A 24,167-nucleotide genomic window follows, 5' to 3' on the forward strand; every position below is an offset into this window, starting at 1 on the left:
CTCTCATGTTAATCGGTAATTACAAATATTGGTCCCGCTTTTTTAATGGTCACCCCATTATCGTTCACATAGGATAACGCATAGTAGTACGTACCTGTAGGCAACTTTTTATTTCGCTGTATCGTTGCTCTTCCGTCGGAATAACCTCTGAATTTCTCTCCGGTGGTATTGTAACCCTCGGTTCGGAACACCCTTATACCCCATCGATTATAAATTTCCAAAGTATTCTCTGGATAACAATCCAGACCATCGATGGTAAGTTCATCTGCTATCCCATCTCCATCTGGGCTAATAATATCGTAAACTACAATTTGGCATTCTGTTTTTGGTATAATGTCAATACGAGTTGTATCGTCTGGATCGCCGTCATCATTTTGGTCTTCATCTACGGTATTTATAGGATCATCTGACAAATCACGGATGGTATTTCCATTAGGGTTTTTAGCAGTAACCACTGCCTGATTTTCTACAAATCCATTTAAGATATCTTGTTCAGTTAAGGTGTAGGTGGCAGAATAGTCGTTACTGTTTTCTTCCCCTACTGTTAAAACATCAATTGGTTGCCCGATTAATACCACTCCCGGTAAGTCGTCGGATACGGTGATATCAAAAAGATCGACCTCTCCAGTATTTATAACGGTAAAGAAATAATTAAGAGTCTCCCCGGTTTCTGCCAGGCCATCATCATTTTCATCGTTAAATACAACTTCTTTAATTAAACTTATAGCTCCCCTGGCTTCAAAAACTACCTCAGTAGGATCGTCTTCTGCATTTCCATCGGTATCATCTCCATTGTCGGAACGGTCGGTTATAGTCTCGCCATTCGGATTTTCTGCTTCAGCCTCAACATAGTTGCTTATCGAATTGGAATTCACATCATTCTGACTAATGGTATAACTCGCCAAATAAGTGGCTACTTCACCTGGTTGTAAAACGCCTTCGGCTGAACCTAAACTTGCATTGCTAAACGTAATTGGAATTGTTAGCTCTAAAGGTTCTCCATTTCCATTTTGCATAACATCCGTAAATTGAAGTCCGCTTAACACCGTTTCTCCTGTATTTTCCACTGTAATAGTATAATCAAGAATATCCCCAGCACTTGTACTACCATCTCCATTATCTGTAAAAATAGCAGTTTTGGTTACTTCAATTTCGCTTAAGCTAGGAGTAGGTTCAGAGATACTAACCTCAGTAGCATCATCCTCGGTATTTCCATCGGTATCATCTCCATTATCAGAAACATCGGTAGTGTTATTTCCGTTGGTATCTGTCGCATTTACGGTTACTGAATTCGATATAACCCCTGTTGTTGCATCTTCTTCGGTTATCTCATAACTAGCAGAATATGTTGCAATCTCTCCAATTTCTAAAATGCCTTCCGAAGAATTTAGGGTAGCACTTACAAATCTAGGTCCTGAGTTTAGCTGAAGCGAAACACCGTCGCCATTTACTATAGTATCTTCAAGCGATAAACCGCTAAGCTCCAATTGGCCAGTATTTTCTATTGTTATAGTATAATTTATAATATCTCCAACACTTGTCAATCCATCGCTATTCGTATCAGTTACACTTGCAAATTTGGTTGCTTCCACGGAAGCCGTTCCAAACGGAGGTACAATCGTTTCGGTTGGATCTTCAGGATCCCCGTCACCATCTTCGTCTTGGTTGGTTGGATTGTTAGGATCATCGGAAGTATCGGTAACTATATTCCCCTCGGGATCCTCCCCTGTTGCAATAGCCGAATTGGTCACCAAACCTGCCAAGATATCTGCCTCTGTAATTGTATAAATTGCAGAGAAATTTGTACTATCTTCTTGTCCAGGCGCTAGAGTAATAGATCCTCCTGATACATTCACTAAAACATCGGAAATAGTTATATCTTCAATGGTTGTATTTCCTGTATTGCGAATTATAAAGGTATAAGTTATTGTTTCTCCAATATCTGTAAATCCATTTCCATTGGCGTCGTTAAAATCCCCTATTTTCTCTAAAGCTAGATTACTATCAGCACCGATAGGCGTTACCGTTGGGCCGTCCGGATCTGGGTCTGTTGGATCGTCGGTATCGGAAGTGTCCTCCACAGGGTCACCATCGGGATCGGTTCCAGTGGCAACCGCACTGTTGCTTACACTGCCCGAATCGATATCTGCTTGGGTAATTTGGTATGTGGCCGTGGCTGTTCCAACCGCACCGGCAGCCAAAGTGGTAGGATTGATGGCTAGGCCTGTTACGCCGATCGTTCCATCATCTATAACAATTCCGCTTACTGTCACATTTCCGGTATTGGTAACTTCGAAAGTATATTCAATTATGTCCCCAACATCCATTCTTCCGTCACCGCCATCGTTGGTAATTGCCGTTTTAACAAATGTGATTTCTGGGTCACTTGGCAATGGTGTTACCGTTGGGCCGTCTAGATCTGGGTCCGTTGGATCGTCGGTATCGGAGGTGTCTTCCACAGGGTCACCATCGGGATCGGTACCAGCGGCAATCGCACTGTTACTTACACTGCCCGCATCGATATCCGCTTGGGTAATTTGGTATGTGGCCGTGGCTGTTCCAACCGCACCGGCAGCCAAAGTGGTAGGATTGATGGCTAGGCCTGTTACGCCGATCGTTACATCATCTATAACAATTCCGCTTACGGTCACATTTCCGGTATTGGTAACTTCAAAAGTATATTCAATTATGTCCCCAACATCCATTCTTCCGTCACCGCCATCGTTGGTAATTGCCGTTTTAATAAATGTGATTTCTGGGTCACTTGGCAATGGCGTAACTGTTGGGCCGTCTGGATCTGGGTCCGTTGGATCGTCGGTATCGGAAGTGTCTTCCACAGGGTCACCATCGGGATCGCTACCAGTGGCAATCGCACTGTTGGTTACACTGCCCGCATCGATATCTGCTTGGGTAATTTGGTAAGTGGCCGTGGCTGTTCCAACCGCACCGGCAGCCAAAGTGGTAGGATTGATGGCTAGGCCTGTTACGCCGATCGTTACATCATCTATAACAATTCCGCTTACGGTAACATTTCCGGTATTGGTAACTTCAAAAGTATATTCAATTATGTCCCCAACATCCATTCTTCCATCGCCGCCATCGTTGGTAATTGCCGTTTTAATAAATGTGATTTCTGGGTCACTTGGCAATAGTGTTACCGTTGGGCCGTCTGGATCTGGGTCCGTCGGATCATCGGTATCGGAAGTGTCTTCCACGGGGTCGCCATCGGGATCGATACCAGTGGCAACCGCACTGTTGCTTACACTGCCCGAATCGATATCCGCTTGGGTAATCTGGTAAGTGGCCGTGGCTGTTCCTATGGCTCCCGGTATTAAGGTAGATGGTAGAATAGATAAATCATTTACTCCAATTTGTGAGTCGTTAATTGCGATGCCTTCAATAGTTACATTTCCTGTATTAGTAACTGTAAAAGTATAGGTTATAACATCTCCAACATCCATTCTTCCATCACCGCCATCATTGGTAATAGAAGATTTAATAAAAGTTACTTCTGGTTCACTCGGTAAAATCGTCACGGTTGGATCTTCAGGGTCACCATCGTTATTATCATCTACTCCATTACCATCATCAGAGGTATCTGTAACCTCATCCCCATTAGGATCTTCCCCAGTAGCAACCGCTTCATTGGTTACACTACCCGTATTTAAATTTGCCTGTGTAATAGTGTAAATAGCAGTTGCCGTACCTACCTCACCCGATGCCAAGCTCGATGGAGCTATCGCTAAATTGATAACACCAATTTGCGGATCGCTAATTGAAATAGCATCAATAGTAACATTTCCGGTATTGGTAACTTCAAAAGTATATTCAATTATGTCCCCAACATCCATTCTTCCGTCCCCGCCATCGTTTGTTATAGAGGTTTTAACAAACGTTATTTCGGGATTAATACAGAAATCTACAGAGGTTGCGGTATCGTTGTTTGTTGCCGTTCCAGAAATATCGTCTACAGAATTCCCTTTCGGGGAAACTCCAGAAATGGCTGCACTGTTCGCAATACTACCTACATCCAAGTCTGTTTGCAAAATGGTATAATCAGCATTATAAATCCAAGTTTCCTCCACATCCAATAATAAATCGCCGTCGAGATCTCCAGAAACTAGATTTATTGATCCCAAGCCTGGTAAATTATCGGAGAGTGAAATTGTGGACAAAGACACATTTCCATCATTCGTTACCGTAAAAGTATATGTGATGGTTTCGCCAACATCTGTGCAGTTATCGGAATCTTCATCATTTTCCAAAGCAGTTTTCACCAATTTAATGGAAGGATTTGCGATAATTGGAGTTTCTGTGGGATCGTTTCCTGGGTCACCATCTGGGTCGGTATCGGCAGGGTTTCCATCGTCTGAAACATCTACTATTTCAATGTTGTTAGGACTTAAAACGGTTGCTGTAGCACTGTTTAATATTCCGCCGGCGTCCACATCGCTTTGCTGAATAATGTAGCTAGCGTTGTACACCGAACTTTCCGAAGGAGCAATAATGCCTTCCGAAGCATTCGTGGAAGCTCCTGCATTAAAGGTTGGAGAAGTATCCAATGTTAAAACATTTCCATTGAAATCTGTCAACACATCTTCCAATACTAAATTCCTTAACGTTACATTTCCTGTGTTCGTAATTGTTACGGTATAAAGAACCTCATCACCCACATCAACGGTAGTATTGCCATCATTTTGATTGACAACTGCCTGTTTGATAACTTCCGCAGAAGGATCTTCTTCTATAAATAGGTTGGTTTTATCGTTGGTAGTATTTCCATCGGTATCATCCCCATCATCAGAAACATCCGATACTTCCGTAGCTTGTAAGCTAGTTCCTACAGCCAATACGCTGTTGCTTACTCCACCTGCATCGATATCGCTTTGGGTAAGTGTATAATTAACCGTATAAGTTGCTGTTTCCTGTATTTGTAAAATCCCCTCTAAACTGGATTGCGACGCACTTACAAACGTTACAGCCGGTAATGTCAATGATACTCCCCTTGCATTGGCAAATGTATCTTCTAGCGTTACTCCATTTAATGTGACATTCCCAGTATTGGTAACATTAATGGTAAACGTAATTTCATCCCCAGCCATTGGATTTGTTATAGGCGTTAAAATTTTCTCCACTTCTATAGAAGGATCTTCCTCTACTATGGTTTCAGTTGTATCATTTTCCGTATTGCCGTCGGCGTCATTCCCGTTATCGGAAACATCACTAACGGAAGTCCCTATCGGGCTTAAAGCTTCGGCTAAAACACTATTTTTAACCCCACCCACATCAACGTCGTTTTGTGTTAAGGCATAACTGGCTGTAAAAGTTGAGATCCCATTAGGAAGTATCGTGGTTGCCGAACTGCCTGCGGTAGCACTATTGAAGGTTGGGCCTGCATCTAAGGTTAAAATCTCATCGTTAACGTTTAGAAATGTGTCTGTTAAACTAACGGAATTCAACGTTACATTTCCTGTGTTCTCAACGGAAATTGTGTACGTAATTACGTCGCCGACATTAGTAGTTCCGCTTCCATCCGAATCTGCAACCGAAGCTGTTTTAACCACCTCGATATCCGGATTTTCAGGAATTTCAAAATCGGTTGAATCGTCTTCAGTATTTCCATCGGTATCAATACCATTGTCGGAAATATCAGAAACAATAGTGGTATCTGGAGCTGTTCCTGAGGCTTCTACACTGTTACTCACTCCGCCAGCATCAATCGCTTCTTGGGCAATAGTGTAATTGGCGGTGTAAACTGCTTTGTCCCCTGGTGGCAATGGATCAGTTTCCGAAGTAATATCGGATGAAGCAGCAACAAATGTAGGCGTATTAGTCAAAGTAAGTGGCTGGTTATTTCCATCTACAAAAGTGTCTACCAAACTTAGACTATTCAATGTAACGTTTCCAGTATTGACTACCATAATAGTATAAGTAATAATATCATCGATTCCACCAGTAACACCATCGTTATTGGTGTCTGCAATTTGTTGTGTTTTGGTTACCTCGATATTTGGATCCTGAGTGAACGGTGTTACGGTTGGATTGTTACCAGGGTCATTAGGATCACCATCTGAGTTTTCTGTAACAGTTTCCCCGTCCGGATCCGATCCACTTACCAAAGCTGTATTAATAACTTCTCCAGAATCTACATCTGCCTGTGTTATAATATAGTTGGAGCTTGCCAGACCAATCTCTCCCGGACTTAAATTAGATGGATTTACCCCTAAGTTTGAAATCCCTAAGGTTGGATCATTGATAGTTAAAATTTCTACGGATACGTTTCCAGTATTGGTTACCGTAAATGTATATTCAATTGCATCGCCAACGTCATCGATTCCATTTCCGTTAGTGTCTACTACCACTGAAGTTTTTATAAATTCAAGGGAAGGTACTTTTAATAATTCTTCGAAATGATCATCAGTGGCTGTTACAGTGTCATCATTCGGGTCTGTACCCTCCACCTCAGCTTCATTGGTTACGCCGCCAGCATCCATATCTGCTTGTGTGATGGTATAATTTACAGATAAAACTGTTTGCTGCGTCGGGGCTAACTCCGTATCTAAAAGGTTTAAATCTATTCCAACGGGCAAGAAATCATCTGTCAATTCAAGATTATCCACCGTTACATTTCCTATATTTTCTATGGTGAAGGTATAAGTTATTATGTCTCCGGAATTCACTACACCATCTCCATTGTCATCGGAATATGAACCTATTTTATCCAAGGTTAATTCTGCTTCCTGTGAAAAGTTAACTAACGTACTATTGTTAGGTCCATCCAACGGATTACCATTATCTGAAAGATCTGTAACTTGATTATCGCTCGGATCGTCGGCAGTTACCGTTGCTTGATTTGTAAAGGAACCGTTATCTATATCCTGTTGTGTTATGGTATGAGCGAAAGATACATCTGCAAATGTTTCACTATCGCCAGGAGCTAAACCAGCAGGATTGGTTAATGGAACCACAAAATTGTTAATTCCTAAAGTGGGATCATTCAAAAAGATATTATCCAAAGTGAGCGCTCCGCTATTGATTATCGTAAACTCATAGGTAATTTCATCATTGGCGTCTATTCTACCATCACCGCCATCATTAACCGTGGCTATTTTTACTAGCTCTATTTCTGCTTCGGAAGGAATTAGCGTAATGGTAGGATCATTTTCAGGATTGCCATCAAAATTGGCATCGTTATTGGCATCACCGTCATCGGAAATATCACTTACCGAAACCCCATCAGGATCAGTTCCCGAAATAGTAGCTGTATTTTCAACCTGACCTAAATCTATATCATCTTGAGTTAGCGTATAAGCATAGGTTACATTAACTGAAACACCCGGAGCAAGACTATTTGGCGATACCACCAAACCTCCCGCAGAAGTCCCCAGTCCGACATCCACCAGTGTTAATCCGCTTACCGTTAAATTCCCAGTATTTTCGATATAAAAAGTATAATTGATAACATCCCCCAATTCGTAATTTCCGTCAGCAGGAAGATTTTGAGTTTCCAGGGGATCAGAGGTTTTTATCAAGGTTAACTCCGCAGACTTCGTTATTTGCGTTGTCGTTGGTGTATCCGTTCCATTGGTAGGATTACCATCATCCGAATCGTCGGTCACTGTGGTTCCCTGCGCAGTTGTTCCTTCAGCAGTTGCACTATTAATTACCCCACCGGCATCAATTTCACTTTGTGTTAGTATAAAAGTGGCAAGATATGTGGCGGTTTCTCCTGGTAGCAATGTTCCCTCACTGCTATTTAAGGATGAATCATCAAAAGTCGGACCTGTTGTTAGAGCAAGTACAGCAGCGTCTAAATCTGTTAAAATATCTGTAAGGGTAATTCCAGTAAAAGTGACATTCCCCGTATTTTCTACCGTAATTTCATAATTAACTATATCCCCATCATTATCGGTATTGCTATTATCTTCATCTGAAATGATTCCGGTTTTAACTACTTCAATAGAAGGATTTTCGGTAATATTGAATTCCGTTGGATTGTCATTTCCATTCGCTGCTATTCCATCATCTGAAACATCCGTGACATTAGGTCCTGTTGGCGGTGAAGCCGTAACTAAGACGGTATTACTCACTCCTCCCGCATTTACCGCTGCCTGTGTAATCGTATAGTTCGCTGTATACGTTGCGATTTCCGTAGGCTGTAAATTTCCTGCCAAACTTCCATTAGAACTATTTACAAAAGTTGGACCGCTATTCAGCGTAAGTGTATTGCCTAAAGCATCTGTAAAAGTATCGGTTAATACAATATTACTCAGACTTACATTTCCTGTGTTTTCTACGGAAATGGTATACCTAATTAAATCGCCAACGTTGCCAGAAGTTCCATCTGAATTAGTATCGGCTACCGATTGCGTTTTTAACACTTCAATGGAAGGTTCTGCAGTTAACGGAGTAACTGTTGGATTATCACCTGGATCATTAGGGTCATCATCAGATTCATCGGTAACAGGATCTCCATCGGGGTCGCTTCCAGTGGCTGTGGCAGTGTTAACCACTTCACCAGCATCTAAATCACTTTGGGTGATGGTATAATTGGCAGTTGCCACACCACTAGCACCAGGCACTAATGTAGAAGGAGTAATCCCTAAATTGGTAATGCCGAGCGTTGCATCTGCAATACTTATAATTTCTACGGTAACATTCCCTACATTGGTTACCGTAAAAGTGTATTCAATTACATCACCAATATCATCTACACCGCTCCCATTTAAGTCAATAACCTCGGAAGTTTTCACCAATTGAATTTCCGGTTCTTTCTCCAATTCTACAACAGTGGCTCCCGTACCATTGCTATTGTTTGATACAGCCGTAACATCATCGCCGTTGGGTTCTTGACCTATGGCTGTAGCTGTATTGGAAATACTTCCTGAATCCAAATCCGCTTGGGTAATGTTATACGAAACCGTTTGGCTACCTACAGCTCCAGGATTTAATGTTGCTGGCAATAGATTTATACCTGGTGCGGCAATACCTATTCTTGCATCTTGAATTACAAGTCCGGTAACAGTAACATTTCCAGTATTGGTAACCGTAAATTCATAATTTATTTGATCACCAACATTTACAACTCCATCGTTGTTTGTGTCTTCATAAGTACCCTCTTTCAATAATGAAATTTCTCCTTCCTGATTAAACTCGGTTACAGTGGGTTCATCGGGACCGGAGGCTGGGTTATCATCCGAAGAAATATCAGAAACCTCTTGTCCGTCATCCACACGATCACCAAATACGGTAGCCGTATTACTCACCGAACCATTATTTATATCTGCTTGGGTAATAACATAATCGGTGTTGGGTGCTGCACCCGACTGATTAGGCCCTAAGGAAGCTGGAGAAACAGCTACATCGGTTAAACCTAGAGGAACATCATCTAAAGTAATATTCTCCAACGTAATATTTCCAGTGTTGATTATCTCAAAACTATAGGTAATAGTTTCGTTTACGTCCGCTCGGTTATTTCCGTTTTCATCATTAAATACGGCTGTTTTTATAAGTTCTATAGTAGCTTCCGTAGTTAAATTTGAAAAAGTTGGGTCATTTGTTCCGTCGATATCAGGATCAAGGTCTGAATCTGCTGGATTTCCATCATCGGAAACATCAGAAACACTATCGCCATCAGGATCTGTTCCTTGAGAAGTTGCCGAATTCGTGATTTGCCCGGTATCCACATCACCTTGTGTTAGTGCGTATTGGGCAACAACCGTTGCCGTTTCGCCTGGCTCTAAAGAATTAGGAGTAACGGTTAAATCGGTTGTTCCTGGCAGGAAATTATCTGTTAAGGCAATTCCGTTTATGGTAACATTTCCTGTATTTTCAATCGAAAAATTATACGTTACAACATCACCTATATTATTATCGCCGCTGCCATCTGTATCTGCAATATTGGTTATTCTTTTTATCAATGTTAGCGCTGCATCTTTCGGAATTTCAGTTGTCGTTGGGTCTTCTCCAGTATCACCAGTTCCGGTATCGCCATCATCAGAAATATCATCTACAACCGTTCCCGCTGGACTCGTTCCTTCTGCTAAAACAGAGTTTAGAACACCCCCAACATTGATATCATCTTGCGTCAATGTATATGTAGCCGTGTATGTGGCAGTTTCACCAACTTGTAAATTCCCTGCAGAACTTCCTTCGGAAGCATTTACAAAAGTTGGTCCGCCATCCAAGGTTAATGCATTTCCGTCTGCATCCGTAAAAGTTTCAGTTAGACTCACTGAATTCAAGGTCACGTTCCCTGTGTTTTCAACCGTTATCGTGTACGTTATTAAATCACCAGCGTTGGTTGTTCCGCTATTATCTACGTCATTAATGGAAGCTGTTTTTATTGCCACTACGGAAGGTGTTTCCGTTATGGTAAAAACTGTTGGCGTATCTAAGGTGTCGCTTACCTCAACATTCTCTGGGTCTTCTCCAGTGGCCGTCACCTCATTGTTTAATCCGCCTCCGTCAATCGCAATTTGCTGAATAGTATAAGCTGCGGTATAGGTCGCTATTTCTGAAGGTTGCAAAACACCTTCCACATTATCGGATGAGGCACTTACAAAAGACGGACCACTATCTAAATTTAAAATCGTACCATCTGCAGCTGTAAACGTATCGGCTACGGAAACATTCGTAAGCGTAACATTTCCCGTATTGGTAACCGTAATTGTATAGGTAACTACGTCTGAAAGTCCTCCTGTAATTCCATCCCCATTAGAATCTACTATATTTTGAGTTTTAATTACTTCTATACTTGGTTCAATTGTGAGCGGGGTGACGGTAGGATCGTCTCCAGCACCCGTTCCGTTATCGGAAACATCGCTTATGCCCACTCCATCGGGGTCTAAACCATTAACGGTGGCTGTATTTGTAATCCCTCCTGCGTTCACATCGGCCTGGGTTATGGTGTAATCACTTGTAACGCTTCCTGTTGCTCCGGGCGCTAAAGTTGCTGGTATTACGCCTAGATTCGTGATTCCTAAAGTTGGGTCGGTAATGCGTAGTGTGTTAACAGTTACATTTCCTGTATTTTCTACGGAAAATGTATAGGTGATAACATCGCCTGCATCGTTTGATCCGCTTCCATTGGTGTCTGCCACCACCGCCGTTTTTATAAGCTCGAGAATCGGATTCTTAGGTAAATCAATAATAGTTGCTCCCGTTCCTGTATCGTTATCGGAAGATGCTGTAACATCATCTCCTTCGGGATCTTGACCTGTTGCCAAGGCCGTATTGGTAACATTTCCATCGTTTACATCAGCTAAGGTGATGGTATAAACAACTACGGAAACAGCAGTTTCCGAAGGTGCCAAAGATGTAACTAATGTCGTTTCAGTGGCATCGGTGTAAATTGGTTCGTCGGTAATTCCAATTCTGGCATCATCAATGGAAGTATTGTCAATGGTTACATTTCCTGTATTTTGAACCATAAATGTGTAGGTAATTATATCTCCCGCATTTACGAGTCCGTCGACATTATCATCGCTATAAACCCCTTGTTTAATAAGCGATAATTCGGCATTTTGATCAAATTCAACAACCGTAGGATTATCTGGCCCGTTGGTTGGATTCCCATCATCGGATGTATCGGTAACATCTGTTCCGTCATCACTACGTTCCCCTGTTGCGGTTGCGGTATTCGAAAACAAACCTGCATCGATATCAGTTTGCTGAATACTATACGTTTGATCTGGAATAGTTCCCGAAACGCCTACAGGTAAATTCGCTGGAGTTGTTCCTTCCGCAGTAATTCCTAACACCGCATCATCAACAGTTACATTTTCAACTGCAATATTTCCGGTATTGGTCACCGTAAAGGAATAGGTAATTGTTTCCCCCTGTTGGGCAAATCCGTCACTATTCTCATCATTGAATGTGCCTATTTTCACCAATTCAATTTCAGCAATTGTCGTTAAGTCTACAATAGTAGGATCGTTTTCAGGATCACCGTCGTTGTCATCATCAGCGACTTCATCACCGTTATCGGAAACGTCTGTAACAACATTACCATCCGGATCATTCCCTGAAATAGTGGCTGAATTGGTTACATTTCCCGTATTTATATCTGTTTGGACTAAAATATAATTTGCTGAAAAATTTATGATTTCACCTGGCGCTATGGAAGTATCCGGTAAAGTTAGATTTGTGGAGGCTGGAAGAAAATTATCTGTTAGAACCAATCCATTGACGGTTACATTCCCCGTGTTTTCTATGCTGAAAGTATATGTAATTCGATCTCCTGCGGTATCGTCTCCACTGCTATCTAAATCCACTACATTACCCGCTGTTTTTATCAGCGTTAAAGATGGATTTTCGGGAATTAAAATTTCGGTCGGATTGTCGTCACCATTTCCAACCACGCCATCATCAGAAACATCGGAAACATTGGTTCCCTGTTCGGTAATACCGCTTGCTGTTGCCGTATTGCTTATTCCTCCAGCATCTACATCCGCTTGCGTAAGGGTATAAGTTGCTGTATAAGTTGCAATTTCTGACGGAGCCAAACTCGTTGCTGTTCCATTTCCGGTAGCATTTACAAACGAAATTGGGGTTGATAAGCTTAGCGTATTTCCTTCAGCATCTGTTAAATCATCAGTAATTAATAGGTTAGAAACGGTTACATTTCCAGTATTTTCAAGCGTAAAAGTGAATGTAATAATATCTCCTGCATTATTGGTATTACTATTATCTTCGTCGCTTACCGACGCTAATTTTATAAGTTCAATTTCCGCTGCTTCCGTAATATCAAAATCGGTTGGGTCGTCTGTAGTGTTTCCATCCGCATCATTTCCGTTATCGGACACATCCGAAACTTGGGGAACATCAATTCCATTTCCAGTTGCCGTAGCAGAATTACTAATTCCACCAGCATCTATATCACTTTGGGTAATAGTGTAACTTGCGGTATAGGTTGCAGATTCGTTTACCTGTAGCGTTCCCTGCGGACTGCCAAGCGAAGCGCTTCCAGCAACGTAGGTCGGACCACTATCCAAGCTAAGCGTATTCCCTAAAGCATCTGTAAGAACATCTGTTACGGCAACACTTGTAAGCGTTTCTTCACCATTGTTGGTAACCAAAATGGAATATGTAACTACATCGCCAGGATTGTTTGTTCCACTACCGTCGATATCTGCTATTGTTTGTGTTTTCGTGGCTTCTATACAGAAGTTTTGTACGGTTATAACAAGGGGAGTTGGTGCTGTACAACTTTGATCATCTGTAACTGTAATAGTATAATCTCCCGCCGCTAAGCCAGTAAATACGCCCGTGTTATTATTTACTCCAGTGTTTAGTTCGTAAACAAATCCGCTTTCAGATCCTCCTTCAGCTACGACAGTAAATGCGCCGATATTTTGATCGATACAAGTAACATTTTGTTTTTCTGAAATGGTTTCCGTTAGCGTAATTACATCAGGCTCAGTAAGGGTGGTGCTTAATGCAATTGGATTGGTACAGCCATTTGCATCGGTTATTACTACGGAATACGTCCCAGCTGAAAGTCCGCTTAAATCTTCATTAGTTTCCTGTCCTGTCGGAATTATACCTCCATTTGAAGCCGTCCATAAAAAAGTATAGCCGCCAGTTCCTCCTGAAGGTGTTAAGTCAATAGCTCCACTAAAATCTCCATTACAAGTAAGATTAACAGGTGTTAAAGTTCCAGAAACCACCGATGCTGGTTCGGCTATCGTAATACCAATTGGCGATAAATTAGTACATCCATTGGCATCGGTGATCGTTACGGAATAGCTTCCTGCGGTTAAATTTGTAGGGTCTTCTGTGACCTCAACTCCATTCGGTATGGATCCATCTGTGGTCGTCCATAAATAAGAATATGGTGCTGTTCCTCCTGAAGGTATTAAGTCTATTGAACCTGAAGCTTCTCCGTTACATAAAACATCAGTTGCGGTTACGGTTGCAGAAACAGGAGCCGTGGGTTGTGTAATTATAATATCATTCGGCGTGAAAGTACAACCATTGACATCCGTAATAGTTACAGAATAGGTTCCAGCCGCAAGTCCTGTTAAGTCTTCATTGGTTTCCTGACCTGTAATATCTGCTCCGGAAGGTGACGACCAAGCGAAAGTGTAAGGAGCAGTTCCGCCTGAAGGCGTACTATTTATTGCTCCTGTTGAATCCCCAAAACAAGCAACATTTGTTTGACTAATAGTTGATGTAATCGGGTTGCTAGGTTCGGAAATCTGAACACTTATAGCGTTTGGATTTGTACATCCATTGGAATCCGTTATTACCACGGTGTAGGTTCCGGCTACCAATCCCGTTAAATCTTCATTTGAATTTTGTCCCGCCGGAATAGTTCCATTTGTAGTATTCCACGCAAAAGTATAAGGAGCTACTCCACCAGCTGGAGTAAGGTCTATGGATCCAGTAGAATCACCATTGCACAAAACATCAGTCGAAGTGGTTGATCCTGAAACTACTGCTCCAGGTTCAGTTATTGTCACCGAAATTGGTGTAGGATTGGTACAGCCATTTGTGTCTGTTATCGTAGCAGTATATGTTCCAGCGGTAAGGTTGGAAATATCCTGATTATCTTCTTGACCAGCTGGAATGGTGCCATCTGTTGTTGTCCAAGCATAGGTATAAGGAGATGTCCCTCCAGCAGGTGTTAAGTTAATAGCTCCGGAATTATCACCATTACAAAGAACATTGGTTTGTGTAAAAGTTCCTGAAACGGCGGCAGTCGGTTCATCTATGGTAATATTTGTAAGTGTTTCAACACATTGGGTATCAAGATCGGTTACGGTTACAGAATAACTTCCAGCGATGAGTCCGCTTAAATCTTCATTAGTTTCTTGTCCTACCGGAACAACACCACCATTACTAGCAATCCAAGAATATTGAAAATTTCCATTTTCACCCGTTGCAGAAATATTAATAGCGCCATTGGCTTCACCAAAACAAGTAACGTCCGTAGTGGATGTCACCACTGCATTTAAATCGGAAATGTATTCGGAAACTACTGTAAGAACGACAGGTACGGTTCCGCTACAAATTGTAGGATACTGAACCGAAGTGATAGTGATATCTGTATATTGCGCGGGGATTAACCCATTTATAATTAAACTTCCATCAATCTGAGTGGGAATACTAACATTGGTAACTGCGGCACCATTTTGTAAATAGGAAACCAAATAATTAGTACTTGGTAATAAATTTCCACCGGTAACAGTTATAAATCCATCATTAGCTGGTGAACAGGTACTAGGTGCAAATGGAGTTGCCAATAAAGTAGTTTCATCGATTTCGCAACAAGCATCCGAAATACTATTATCAATCCATTCATTGGTACTTGGTGGATTACAACCAATTGCAGTAACTAGTCCATCTGTATCCACACCTGCGGTGGTTACCGTAGAAAAATCCACGGTATTTACACTCACTTCCGCATATTCGGCCTCTAAACCATCTGGACAGGTTTCGCCATCACTATCTAAATCTAAATAATCCGGTAATGTATCGCCATCGGTATCTATGGGGGTTATTTCGCCAGCGCTAGATTCTCCTGTTTCGCATAGTGTGGTAGGGTCGATAACATCCCCATCAGCATAACTGCAATCAGTTATGGTATTATCTCCAGAAGCTTCAACAGAATCTGGGATTCCGTCGTTATCGCTGTCCAAATCCAGATAATCTGAAACCCCATCCCCGTCTGTATCGATGGTATCGTCTCCTTCTACACTATCAAAAATACCATCATTGTCGCTGTCGACATCGTCTTCGTCGGGCACTCCATCCCCATCGGTATCTGTTAACGTATTATCAAAGCAATCGCAAGTATCCCCTATTCCGTCGCTGTCAGCGTCTGGATCTAAGGTTTGACTAGTACCTATATTTTGACCGGCACCAGCAATAGTTGGAACCCCGTAACTAGCACTTTGTGGATCGGTATCTACATCAGTCCCCAAATTTTCTTGAACTGGCTGTCCGTATCCGTTAAAATCGTCTCCTATATTTCCTCCATCAATATTGGAAATTGAAATATCCTCTCCCATAAAGCTAGCAGAACCTTCAAAGGCATCGCTACAACCGTCTCCATCACTATCTAAATCCCATTGATTGGTAATTCCATCTTGATCCGTATCGCACATAAGAGGAACAGAAAGCACCGTAAGATCTTGAATCCCTACTCCTAAATTACCACCAGTAATATATCTTTCTGTTGTAAAAGTAAGTGAAGAAATTTTTTCAAAAACCAATCCAAATCTTGAAAATGAATTTGGCCCATTGGTATCAAAATCGTTTCCATTGCCTGTTGCTATGTAAATTCCATTTACAGGGTCTGTTGCAATAGTATAATTATTATCTACAGGTGGTTCTATTATTTCATTGGGTGCTATGGAAAAATTACCGGTAGTTTCTGTAACGTCCAGATCGTATAACGTCAATTGAAATAAGTCTACTTCTATGGGATTGGTAGTTCCTGTTTCAAAAAACTCAAATGTTACGATAGATCTTCTTCGTGCATTGGGCTGAGTTGATGAAATAAGGCTTGGACTATTAATATCAGAATCATCACTAATACTAAATTGGTTGTCTTCTGCATTATTCAAAAAGGGCAACGAACCAGTTGAAGTTGCCACTATATCGAATTGAAAACCTCTAATATCAGTAATCGTTATTCGATTAGGACTATTCGTAGGGGTAATATCGTCTATAGCTCGAGAAACAATTATAGGAGTACATTCATCCGCATCCAAAATACCATCATTATCATCATCTAGATCTGCCACATCTCTTATTCCATCGGCATCTGTATCTATACAAGCATCTACAGAAGTATTTACAGCATATTCTAAGTAGGTGGATGTGTAATTAATTTCTCCAGAATCGCTTACCGTTTCCAATGTATTCGCAAGTCCGTTTGCACCTACAGCCGTATTTGGAAACTGAAAATCTGGAGTATCGTTTGTAGTTGCTCCAGCTTCAAAGGCATCAGAACAGCCATCGCCATCGCTATCAAGGTCGAACTGATTCAACACTCCGTCTCCGTCAAAATCGCATGTAATGGTTGCGGTACTCAATTCAAGACCCCTAACCCATACAATCAATGCACGGTCATCTGGTATTTCTCCAGAATTAAAAGTATATCTTTGAAAGCCATCTACTGGAATCCAATGGAAACCATTGCCGTTTCCAACGGTATGAAAAACACGGGCGTCTAGATTGGTTGGATTCTGAGCGGATGTTCCATTAGCAGTTAACCATTGTGCATTGTTTCCAACCCAATTATTATTGGCACCATTATTATTTCCAGCTTGGAATGTGGTATTTGAATTTACACGGTTAATGATGGTTTGAACCGTAGTACTAGCATCCAGAAATCCTATATCATCAGAAATTCTTACCTCTTCTATATTCTCTAAACTAGCTAAGGTTATCGGATTTAAAATACCTCTTTCAATTGTATTTAGTGAAGTTCCTTGTGGTAAAGACCCTACTCCATTTCCAAAATCCCTAGCTATTTGAATAAAACCATTGGAATCTACAAAAGTTGAAAATGCATTCCCATTGATCTCAAAATAATAAACCCCTTCTTCAGTAACACTCCTCGCTTGGCTTATATTAATAAAAGGAGTATCCTTTGTTAAACCATCTGGGCATGCTTCTTCTTTATCCAACACCCCGTCATTATCATCATCTATATCTATCAAATCAAGAATTCCATCTCCATCAAAATCCAAACAAACCCCAATATTTGGATTTAATCCAAACTGAGGAAATGTGGTGGCATAATTTAAATTTCCTGTAGTCCCTTCTTCCACTTCATCGGCAAGACCATTGCCATTTACATCAAGACTGGATCCTCCTGGAATATCAAATATAAAATTTGGAGTTAATTCGGTTGTGGCACTAGCTTCCAAAGCATCACTACATCCATCTCCATCTGCATCTGGATCTAAATAATTTGGCAAACCATCATTATCAATATCGCAATTGCTACTATTTGGGTCAAAAAGCGATTCATCCCCCTTCACCCATAGACTCAAATAATCGTTGTATTTTATTTCTGTATTTGAATTTTGAACAGCTTGACTATTAAGTACAGGTTTCCAAATCATCCCATTTACATTCCCGGCAGTATGGATGATAGTCTGTTGTAATTCCCGCTGGTTTACATTGGTGTTGGAAGAAGCATTGACGGTTATAACTTGCGCACTTTGTCCTGTCCAGTTATCATTAATAGCATTGGTGGCTTGACCAATATGTAGCGTTTGGTTATTTCTTAGTCGTGTTATTATTTCTACATCTGTATTAATGGCATCCAAAAACCCACCACTATCGTTAATACGTACTTCTTGTATATCGGATAAGCTTGCCAAAATTTGCGGTGCCAATATCCCCCTTTCCAAATTATTTATGGCATTTCCTTGAGGCAAGACCCCTATCCCGTATCCATAATCTATGGCTACCTTTACGTATCCATTTTCATCTACGAACGTAGAAAACTCATTTCCCCTAATATTGAAAAAATAAATCCCGGCAGAAGTAACCCCACTAGCTTGGGTGAGGTTTGTAAATGGTGTCCCCAATGAAAGTCCGTCTGAACAACTTTCCTGAACATCGAGCACGCCATCGTTATCGTCATCTAAATCTATAAAGTCAAAAATGCCATCATTATCGCTATCTATACAGAATCCTGCATCACTATCCAATGCATATTGAAAATAGGTGGAAAGATAGTCTTCCCGACCATCCTGATTAGCGTCTACTGCATCTACCAATCCATCCCCGTTGCTATCTATATTCGGGAATTGATAATCTGTGGTGGTATTCGTGGTTGCCCCAGCTTCCAACGCATCGCTACAACCATCGCCATCGCTATCTAGATCGAACTTATCCTGAATACCATCGCCATCGGTATCTGTGTAGCACATTTTCAGGGCTATTCTAAAAGGGTTTACGGTGGAGGCATCTCCTCCCTGGCCAAATGGCAATGTATATGTAACGCGCACACTGGTCGCACCCGATGCTACCTCAAACTCACTACGAAAACCACAGGAATTAAACCCTCCGGAACCAGGTCTGGGCATTATATAAGTATGAATGTTTTGTTCTGTATTTACATTAACATTTGGTTGCCTAAAACTTCCTATTCCACAAACATTATCCAAAGGTAAGGCCTCACTAAAAATTGGCCCTTCACCTATAACTTCAATAACCATTTGTTCATTGATGTTGTTCCCGGCGGTATTTCTACTGAATAAATTACTTTCTGAAACCACCGCCAGTGTAGCTGGAAGCACCGACCCAACAAAAGAAATAGTATATGAATTGCTAGCACCAGATGCTGTGGTAACAAAATTGGTAAACTGTCCATCCACTTGAAATTCTGGTTGGAAAAAGAAATTTCCTTGAGGCTCTATCACTACATCAAACCCATTAATTCCCGCAACATTTGTAAATAAGGTAGGCTCGCCTTCCGTAAAAATAACACTATTCACTAAATTTAGCAGTTCTGCATCTACTGTTATGTATTCGGTGCATTCCTTAACATCTGGTACCCCATCATTATCGTCATCAATATCTATAAAGTCGGCTACCCCATCACCATCCGTATCCGTACAAGCCTCCAAAAACTCATTAAGCGCGTAACTCGTATAGGTCGACTCATAATTTATGATTCCAGAGTCAATGCCATCCTCCACAGAATTAGCTAATCCATTCGCACCAACACCGCTGGAGGGAAACTGATAATTGGTTGATAAATTTGTGGTTGCCCCCGCTTCAAATGCATCGCTACAGCTATCACCATCGCTATCTAAGTCAAAACGGTTTGGAACGCCGTCACTATCGGTATCTAAGTTATTACATCCACTTTCATTATCAAAAAAGATGTTTATTCCATTGGCCTCAGTTATTGTATTTCTTCCTTCGGCATGATATTCGAATACCAACTGATCGATTTCTGAAGTATAGATAAGGTTGGCTGTGGAATTGGCTAAATTTGTATTTGATGAACTACTGGAGAAAAATCGGGTCGTTGCATTATAAGTAACTTGACTCCCAGTAGTTTGAGATGTTAATGGAACCTCTTGACCTTGATAAAATGCGGTAACCCTTACATTTTCATCAGTTGGAATAATCCCAGCCCTTGTTATATTCCATATAGTAAATTCTAAATTAAGAATGGGTTGAGAAAAATCTATCGTAGCGATTGCCGGAGCTGCAGCACTGGCTTGCGTATTTGCCCTTAGGGTGACAACATCGCCATTTGAAGAAAGACCATATTGGATTTGTGGCCCCATAAAGGCACCGCTTAAAGGAAAAACATTACCTGAAGCAGTCGTTGTTACTGTAGCCCCGGTAGAAGTTAAAAGTGGAGAGGCTAAACCATCAATATTATTTTCATTTGGAAAATCGAAAAGAGGTTGTGCGCAAGATTGTTCATCGAGGTCCGGAATCCCGTCGTTGTCATCGTCAATATCCAATTCATTTATTACTCCATCACTATCAAAATCGTCGTTTGGAGCCGTTTGTAAGGAATATGGATAGGCTGGAAACTTAAGCGCATCAAAATTAGGCCCTACTTCCAAATCCCAATCACCCGCAATTCCTGTTATATCATTGGAAGCCGCAATGGTTAGGTTTAATTCCGTTTTTAGATATGCAATGGCTTCACAACCAATGTTACCCTTCGCAAATTCACAACCGTATATATTGATATGTTGTATGGACCTAGAAGCAATTCCTAAATCCGTTTTTAAAAAATTGGCGATTTCTTCTTTACCCAACCATTTCCCTTGGATAAATAGCATACCAGGCCTGGCATGGGAAAATAACTGAAGAGTTGTAGAATTATAAGATCCAGAGGAAGCTAAGATAAGCTCATTAGGATTTTCCACAGCTGCATCAATATAAATGCCTGCATTTAAAACACAATCTTCGCAATTTTTTGCAATACTTTCCTTGGGGTAAAAAAAGCATACGAGAAGGCCTGGGAGAAGGATTCTGAGTAAAGTCTTTTTCATAGAATTCTTATCTTGAATGTAACTAATACCTTACACCTCTCGTGTGTAATTGTTTACAATTTTCAGCTTAAAAGTTTAGTGCTTTATGCTGCAAACAACTATATGTTTAATTTTCAGTAAGTTAAATATAAAATATAATTTTAAGATTTCTATAAAATTTTTAAGGTTTTTTTAAGAAATATAGATTTTTTTGTCTCAAAGAGCTATTATAATAGCCTTACTAGTACCTATGTGAAGTAAACTGTAGTACTATTTAAACTAAGAGTTCTTCTTATCTTCTTTATCCTTATCCCTAAAACTAACAGGTAATTCGGTTTCCTTGCCGTATAATTTAATCTCTTGGATATCTGCAGGCATATAGTACCCTGCATCTTCAAGGGCTTCTTTTACCCGGCGCACCACATTCCCTTTGGTAATAAGCGCATTCATTCCAAATTCTTTGGTATCTACCCAGAAAAATACTTTTAAATTTACGGTACTGGTATCCAATTTATCTTCCGTAACAAAATTTGGATGTTCTTTGTCAGTCATTACGTCTGGCTCTTCGCTCAACGCTTTTAATACAACTTTTTTGGCGCCATCAATATTATCTTCATAAGCAATGCCAATAATAAAATCGTATCGAAAGAATCCGTCTTCGGTATAATTAATAACGGGCAGGGTAATTACATCGCTATTTGGGATGTACACATCCTTCCCATCGAAGGTTTTTAGTTTGGTATAGCGAAATTCCAAGGTTTTCACCTTTCCGAAGATATCACCTATTTCCACGGTATCATTTACATTAAATGGGCGATTAAAGCTTAAAATAATTCCTGCGATAAAATTTTGGCCTATATCTTTAAAAGCAAAACCCAATACCACGGCACTGGCCCCAGCAGCCGCCAATATTCCTGCTGAAACATTTCCCAATCCAGCAGCATCGAGTGCCAAAAGAATAAATATGATGATAAGGATGAAGCGAATGGCATTTCCCAAAAACTTGCTCATTAAAGGGTCTTGTGTCCTGCTTTGTATTCTGGCCATTGCAAACTGGCCGATCCACGTAGCTATTAAAACACCTAAGATTAGAATTAAAATACCCAATACGTAAAGTGGAACCGCTGCTATAAAGTCTTCCCAGTAATTTATAGTCGATTTTTTTATGTTTTCATAAATATCTGGATCTTGAAAAAGAATAAAGTTGTGCATAAATGAAGATTAAGAAAGTATCTTTTTCTTAAAAATACTAAATTTACTTCAATAGTAACTTCCTTCTTTTGAAGAATAATTATACATTCACAAGACAAATAACTTCCTATGAGAATTGAAAATGAAATAAAACTCGGATTTAAAGATGTAATGATACGCCCAAAAAGATCCACTTTAAAGTCAAGAAGTGAAGTTACTTTGGAGCGTGATTTTAAATTTAAACACAGCAGCCACCTTTGGAAAGGGATTCCAATTATAGCCGCCAATATGGATACGGTAGGCACTTTTGAAATGGCCAAAGTGCTAGCTCAACACCAACTCGTAACGGCTATTCATAAACACTATTCCTTAGCAGAATGGCATTCTTTTCTTAGCGATAAAACCGAAGATTTTTACAATCATATTGCTGTAAGTACAGGCACAAGCAAAGAAGATGCTGCCAAATTGAAAGAAATTACCGATACTTTTCCGCAGCTTAAATTTATATGTATCGATGTGGCCAATGGCTATTCGGAACATTTTGTGGATTTTGTAAAATATGCTAGGGATAACTTTAACGATAAAATTATAATGGCCGGCAATGTGGTTACCGGGGAAATGGTAGAGGAATTACTAATTGCTGGTGCAGACATAGTTAAAGTAGGGATTGGCCCGGGAAGCGTTTGTACTACAAGGGTTAAAACTGGCGTTGGTTACCCTCAACTTTCAGCCATTATAGAATGTGCCGATGCAGCTCATGGGCTAAGCGGACAAATAATTTCTGATGGAGGCTGTAAAATCCCAGGTGATATTGCTAAGGCTTTTGGCGGTGGTGCCGATTTTGTAATGCTTGGTGGTATGTTGGCTGGACATACCGAAAGTGGTGGTGAAATTATTACCAGAAATGGGGAAAAATTTAAGGCGTTCTATGGAATGAGTTCTGAAACGGCTATGAAAAAACACGCTGGAGGTGTAGCAGAATATCGTGCAAGCGAAGGTAAAACGGTGGAAATACCTTATCGTGGTGATGTTGCCTATACCTTGCAGGACATGTTGGGAGGATTGCGTTCTACCTGCACCTATGTAGGGGCAAGCCGCCTTAAGGAACTTACAAAAAGAACTACGTTTATAAGGGTTCAAGAACAACACAATGAAGTGTTTTCCTAAAAGTAAAATTATCAATGTTGCCAAAATCCCCCTTTACGTTATTCATTTTTATTCTACTGTATTTTCTTTTTTCTTGTTCTGAAGAAAAAGAGATGCCAGAAATGACTTTCCCTGCGGATAAATGGGAAGAAAAATCTCCAAAACAGCTGGGAATTGATGAAATTAAAATGCTAGATGCATTGAAATATCTAGCTTCTGAATGTGGTAAGGACAGCCTACAGGAGGTAATGGTCATTAGAAATGGATATCTCGTATACAAAGGAGATAGCATTTATAAAAAACACAATATATATTCTTCTACGAAGTCTTTTACAAGCACAGTTTTTGGTTTGATGATTGAAGACGGAGTCCTTTCTGAAGAAACACTGGCTGCAACCATCGATACCAATTTAATGGAAAACTACCCCAGGGTTCAACTTCGACATTTTGCTAGTATGACCTCTGGATATTCTGCCGTTGGCGACAGTCGATGGAACGAACCCAGCAAAGATTGGTCGCCCACGCCATATAAAATTGGCAGTCCGTTATTCGAACCTGGTTCAGCTTTCGCTTATTGGGATGAAGCACAAATGATGTTCGGTAGACTTCTAACCATAAAAGCCCACAAGCCGCTCAAAGAAATATTTGATGACAAAATAGGAAATCAAATACATTTCGGGAATTATGAATGGTGGAACGAAGGCGATTTTGAGGGTATTCCATTGAACAATGGATGTACCGGAATTTCCATTAATGCCAGTCAACTAGCTAGGTTCGGACACTTATTTTTAATGGAGGGAACTGGGATGGAAAACAGCTGATAAATAAAAAGTGGATAAGCAAAGCAACTTCCAATCA

Annotated in this window: 4 protein-coding genes; 2 read left to right on the top strand and 2 right to left on the bottom strand. The window is 40.7% G+C overall.

Features of this window, described 5'->3' with window-relative positions:
• Positions 1-8 precede the first annotated feature (8 nt).
• Both HX109_RS00065 and HX109_RS00070 read right to left on the bottom strand, forming a co-directional pair.
• The gene (locus tag HX109_RS00065; RefSeq protein WP_178949188.1) at positions 9-20,993 is read right to left on the bottom strand and encodes a gliding motility-associated C-terminal domain-containing protein; all 20,985 of its coding nucleotides are present in this window, start codon (positions 20,991-20,993) and stop codon (positions 9-11) included.
• A gap of 258 nt (positions 20,994-21,251) precedes the next feature.
• Entirely contained in the window at positions 21,252-22,184 is a 933-nt protein-coding gene (locus HX109_RS00070; protein ID WP_178949189.1) for a mechanosensitive ion channel family protein, read from the bottom strand.
• Positions 22,185-22,292: 108 nt separating this feature from the next.
• Between HX109_RS00070 and HX109_RS00075 the strand changes: the two genes are divergently transcribed.
• Together HX109_RS00075 and HX109_RS00080 are read left to right on the top strand one after the other, a co-directional pair.
• Positions 22,293-23,330: a GMP reductase gene (locus tag HX109_RS00075; protein ID WP_178949190.1), complete on the top strand. Its 1,038-nt coding sequence runs from the start codon at positions 22,293-22,295 to the stop codon at positions 23,328-23,330.
• 14 nt (positions 23,331-23,344) lie between these two features.
• The gene (locus HX109_RS00080) at positions 23,345-24,130 is read left to right on the top strand and encodes a serine hydrolase (protein ID WP_178949191.1); all 786 of its coding nucleotides are present in this window, start codon (positions 23,345-23,347) and stop codon (positions 24,128-24,130) included.
• Positions 24,131-24,167: the final 37 nt, after the last annotated feature.

The sequence above is a fragment of the Galbibacter sp. BG1 genome, from assembly GCF_013391805.1.
Lineage (GTDB): Bacteria > Bacteroidota > Bacteroidia > Flavobacteriales > Flavobacteriaceae > Galbibacter.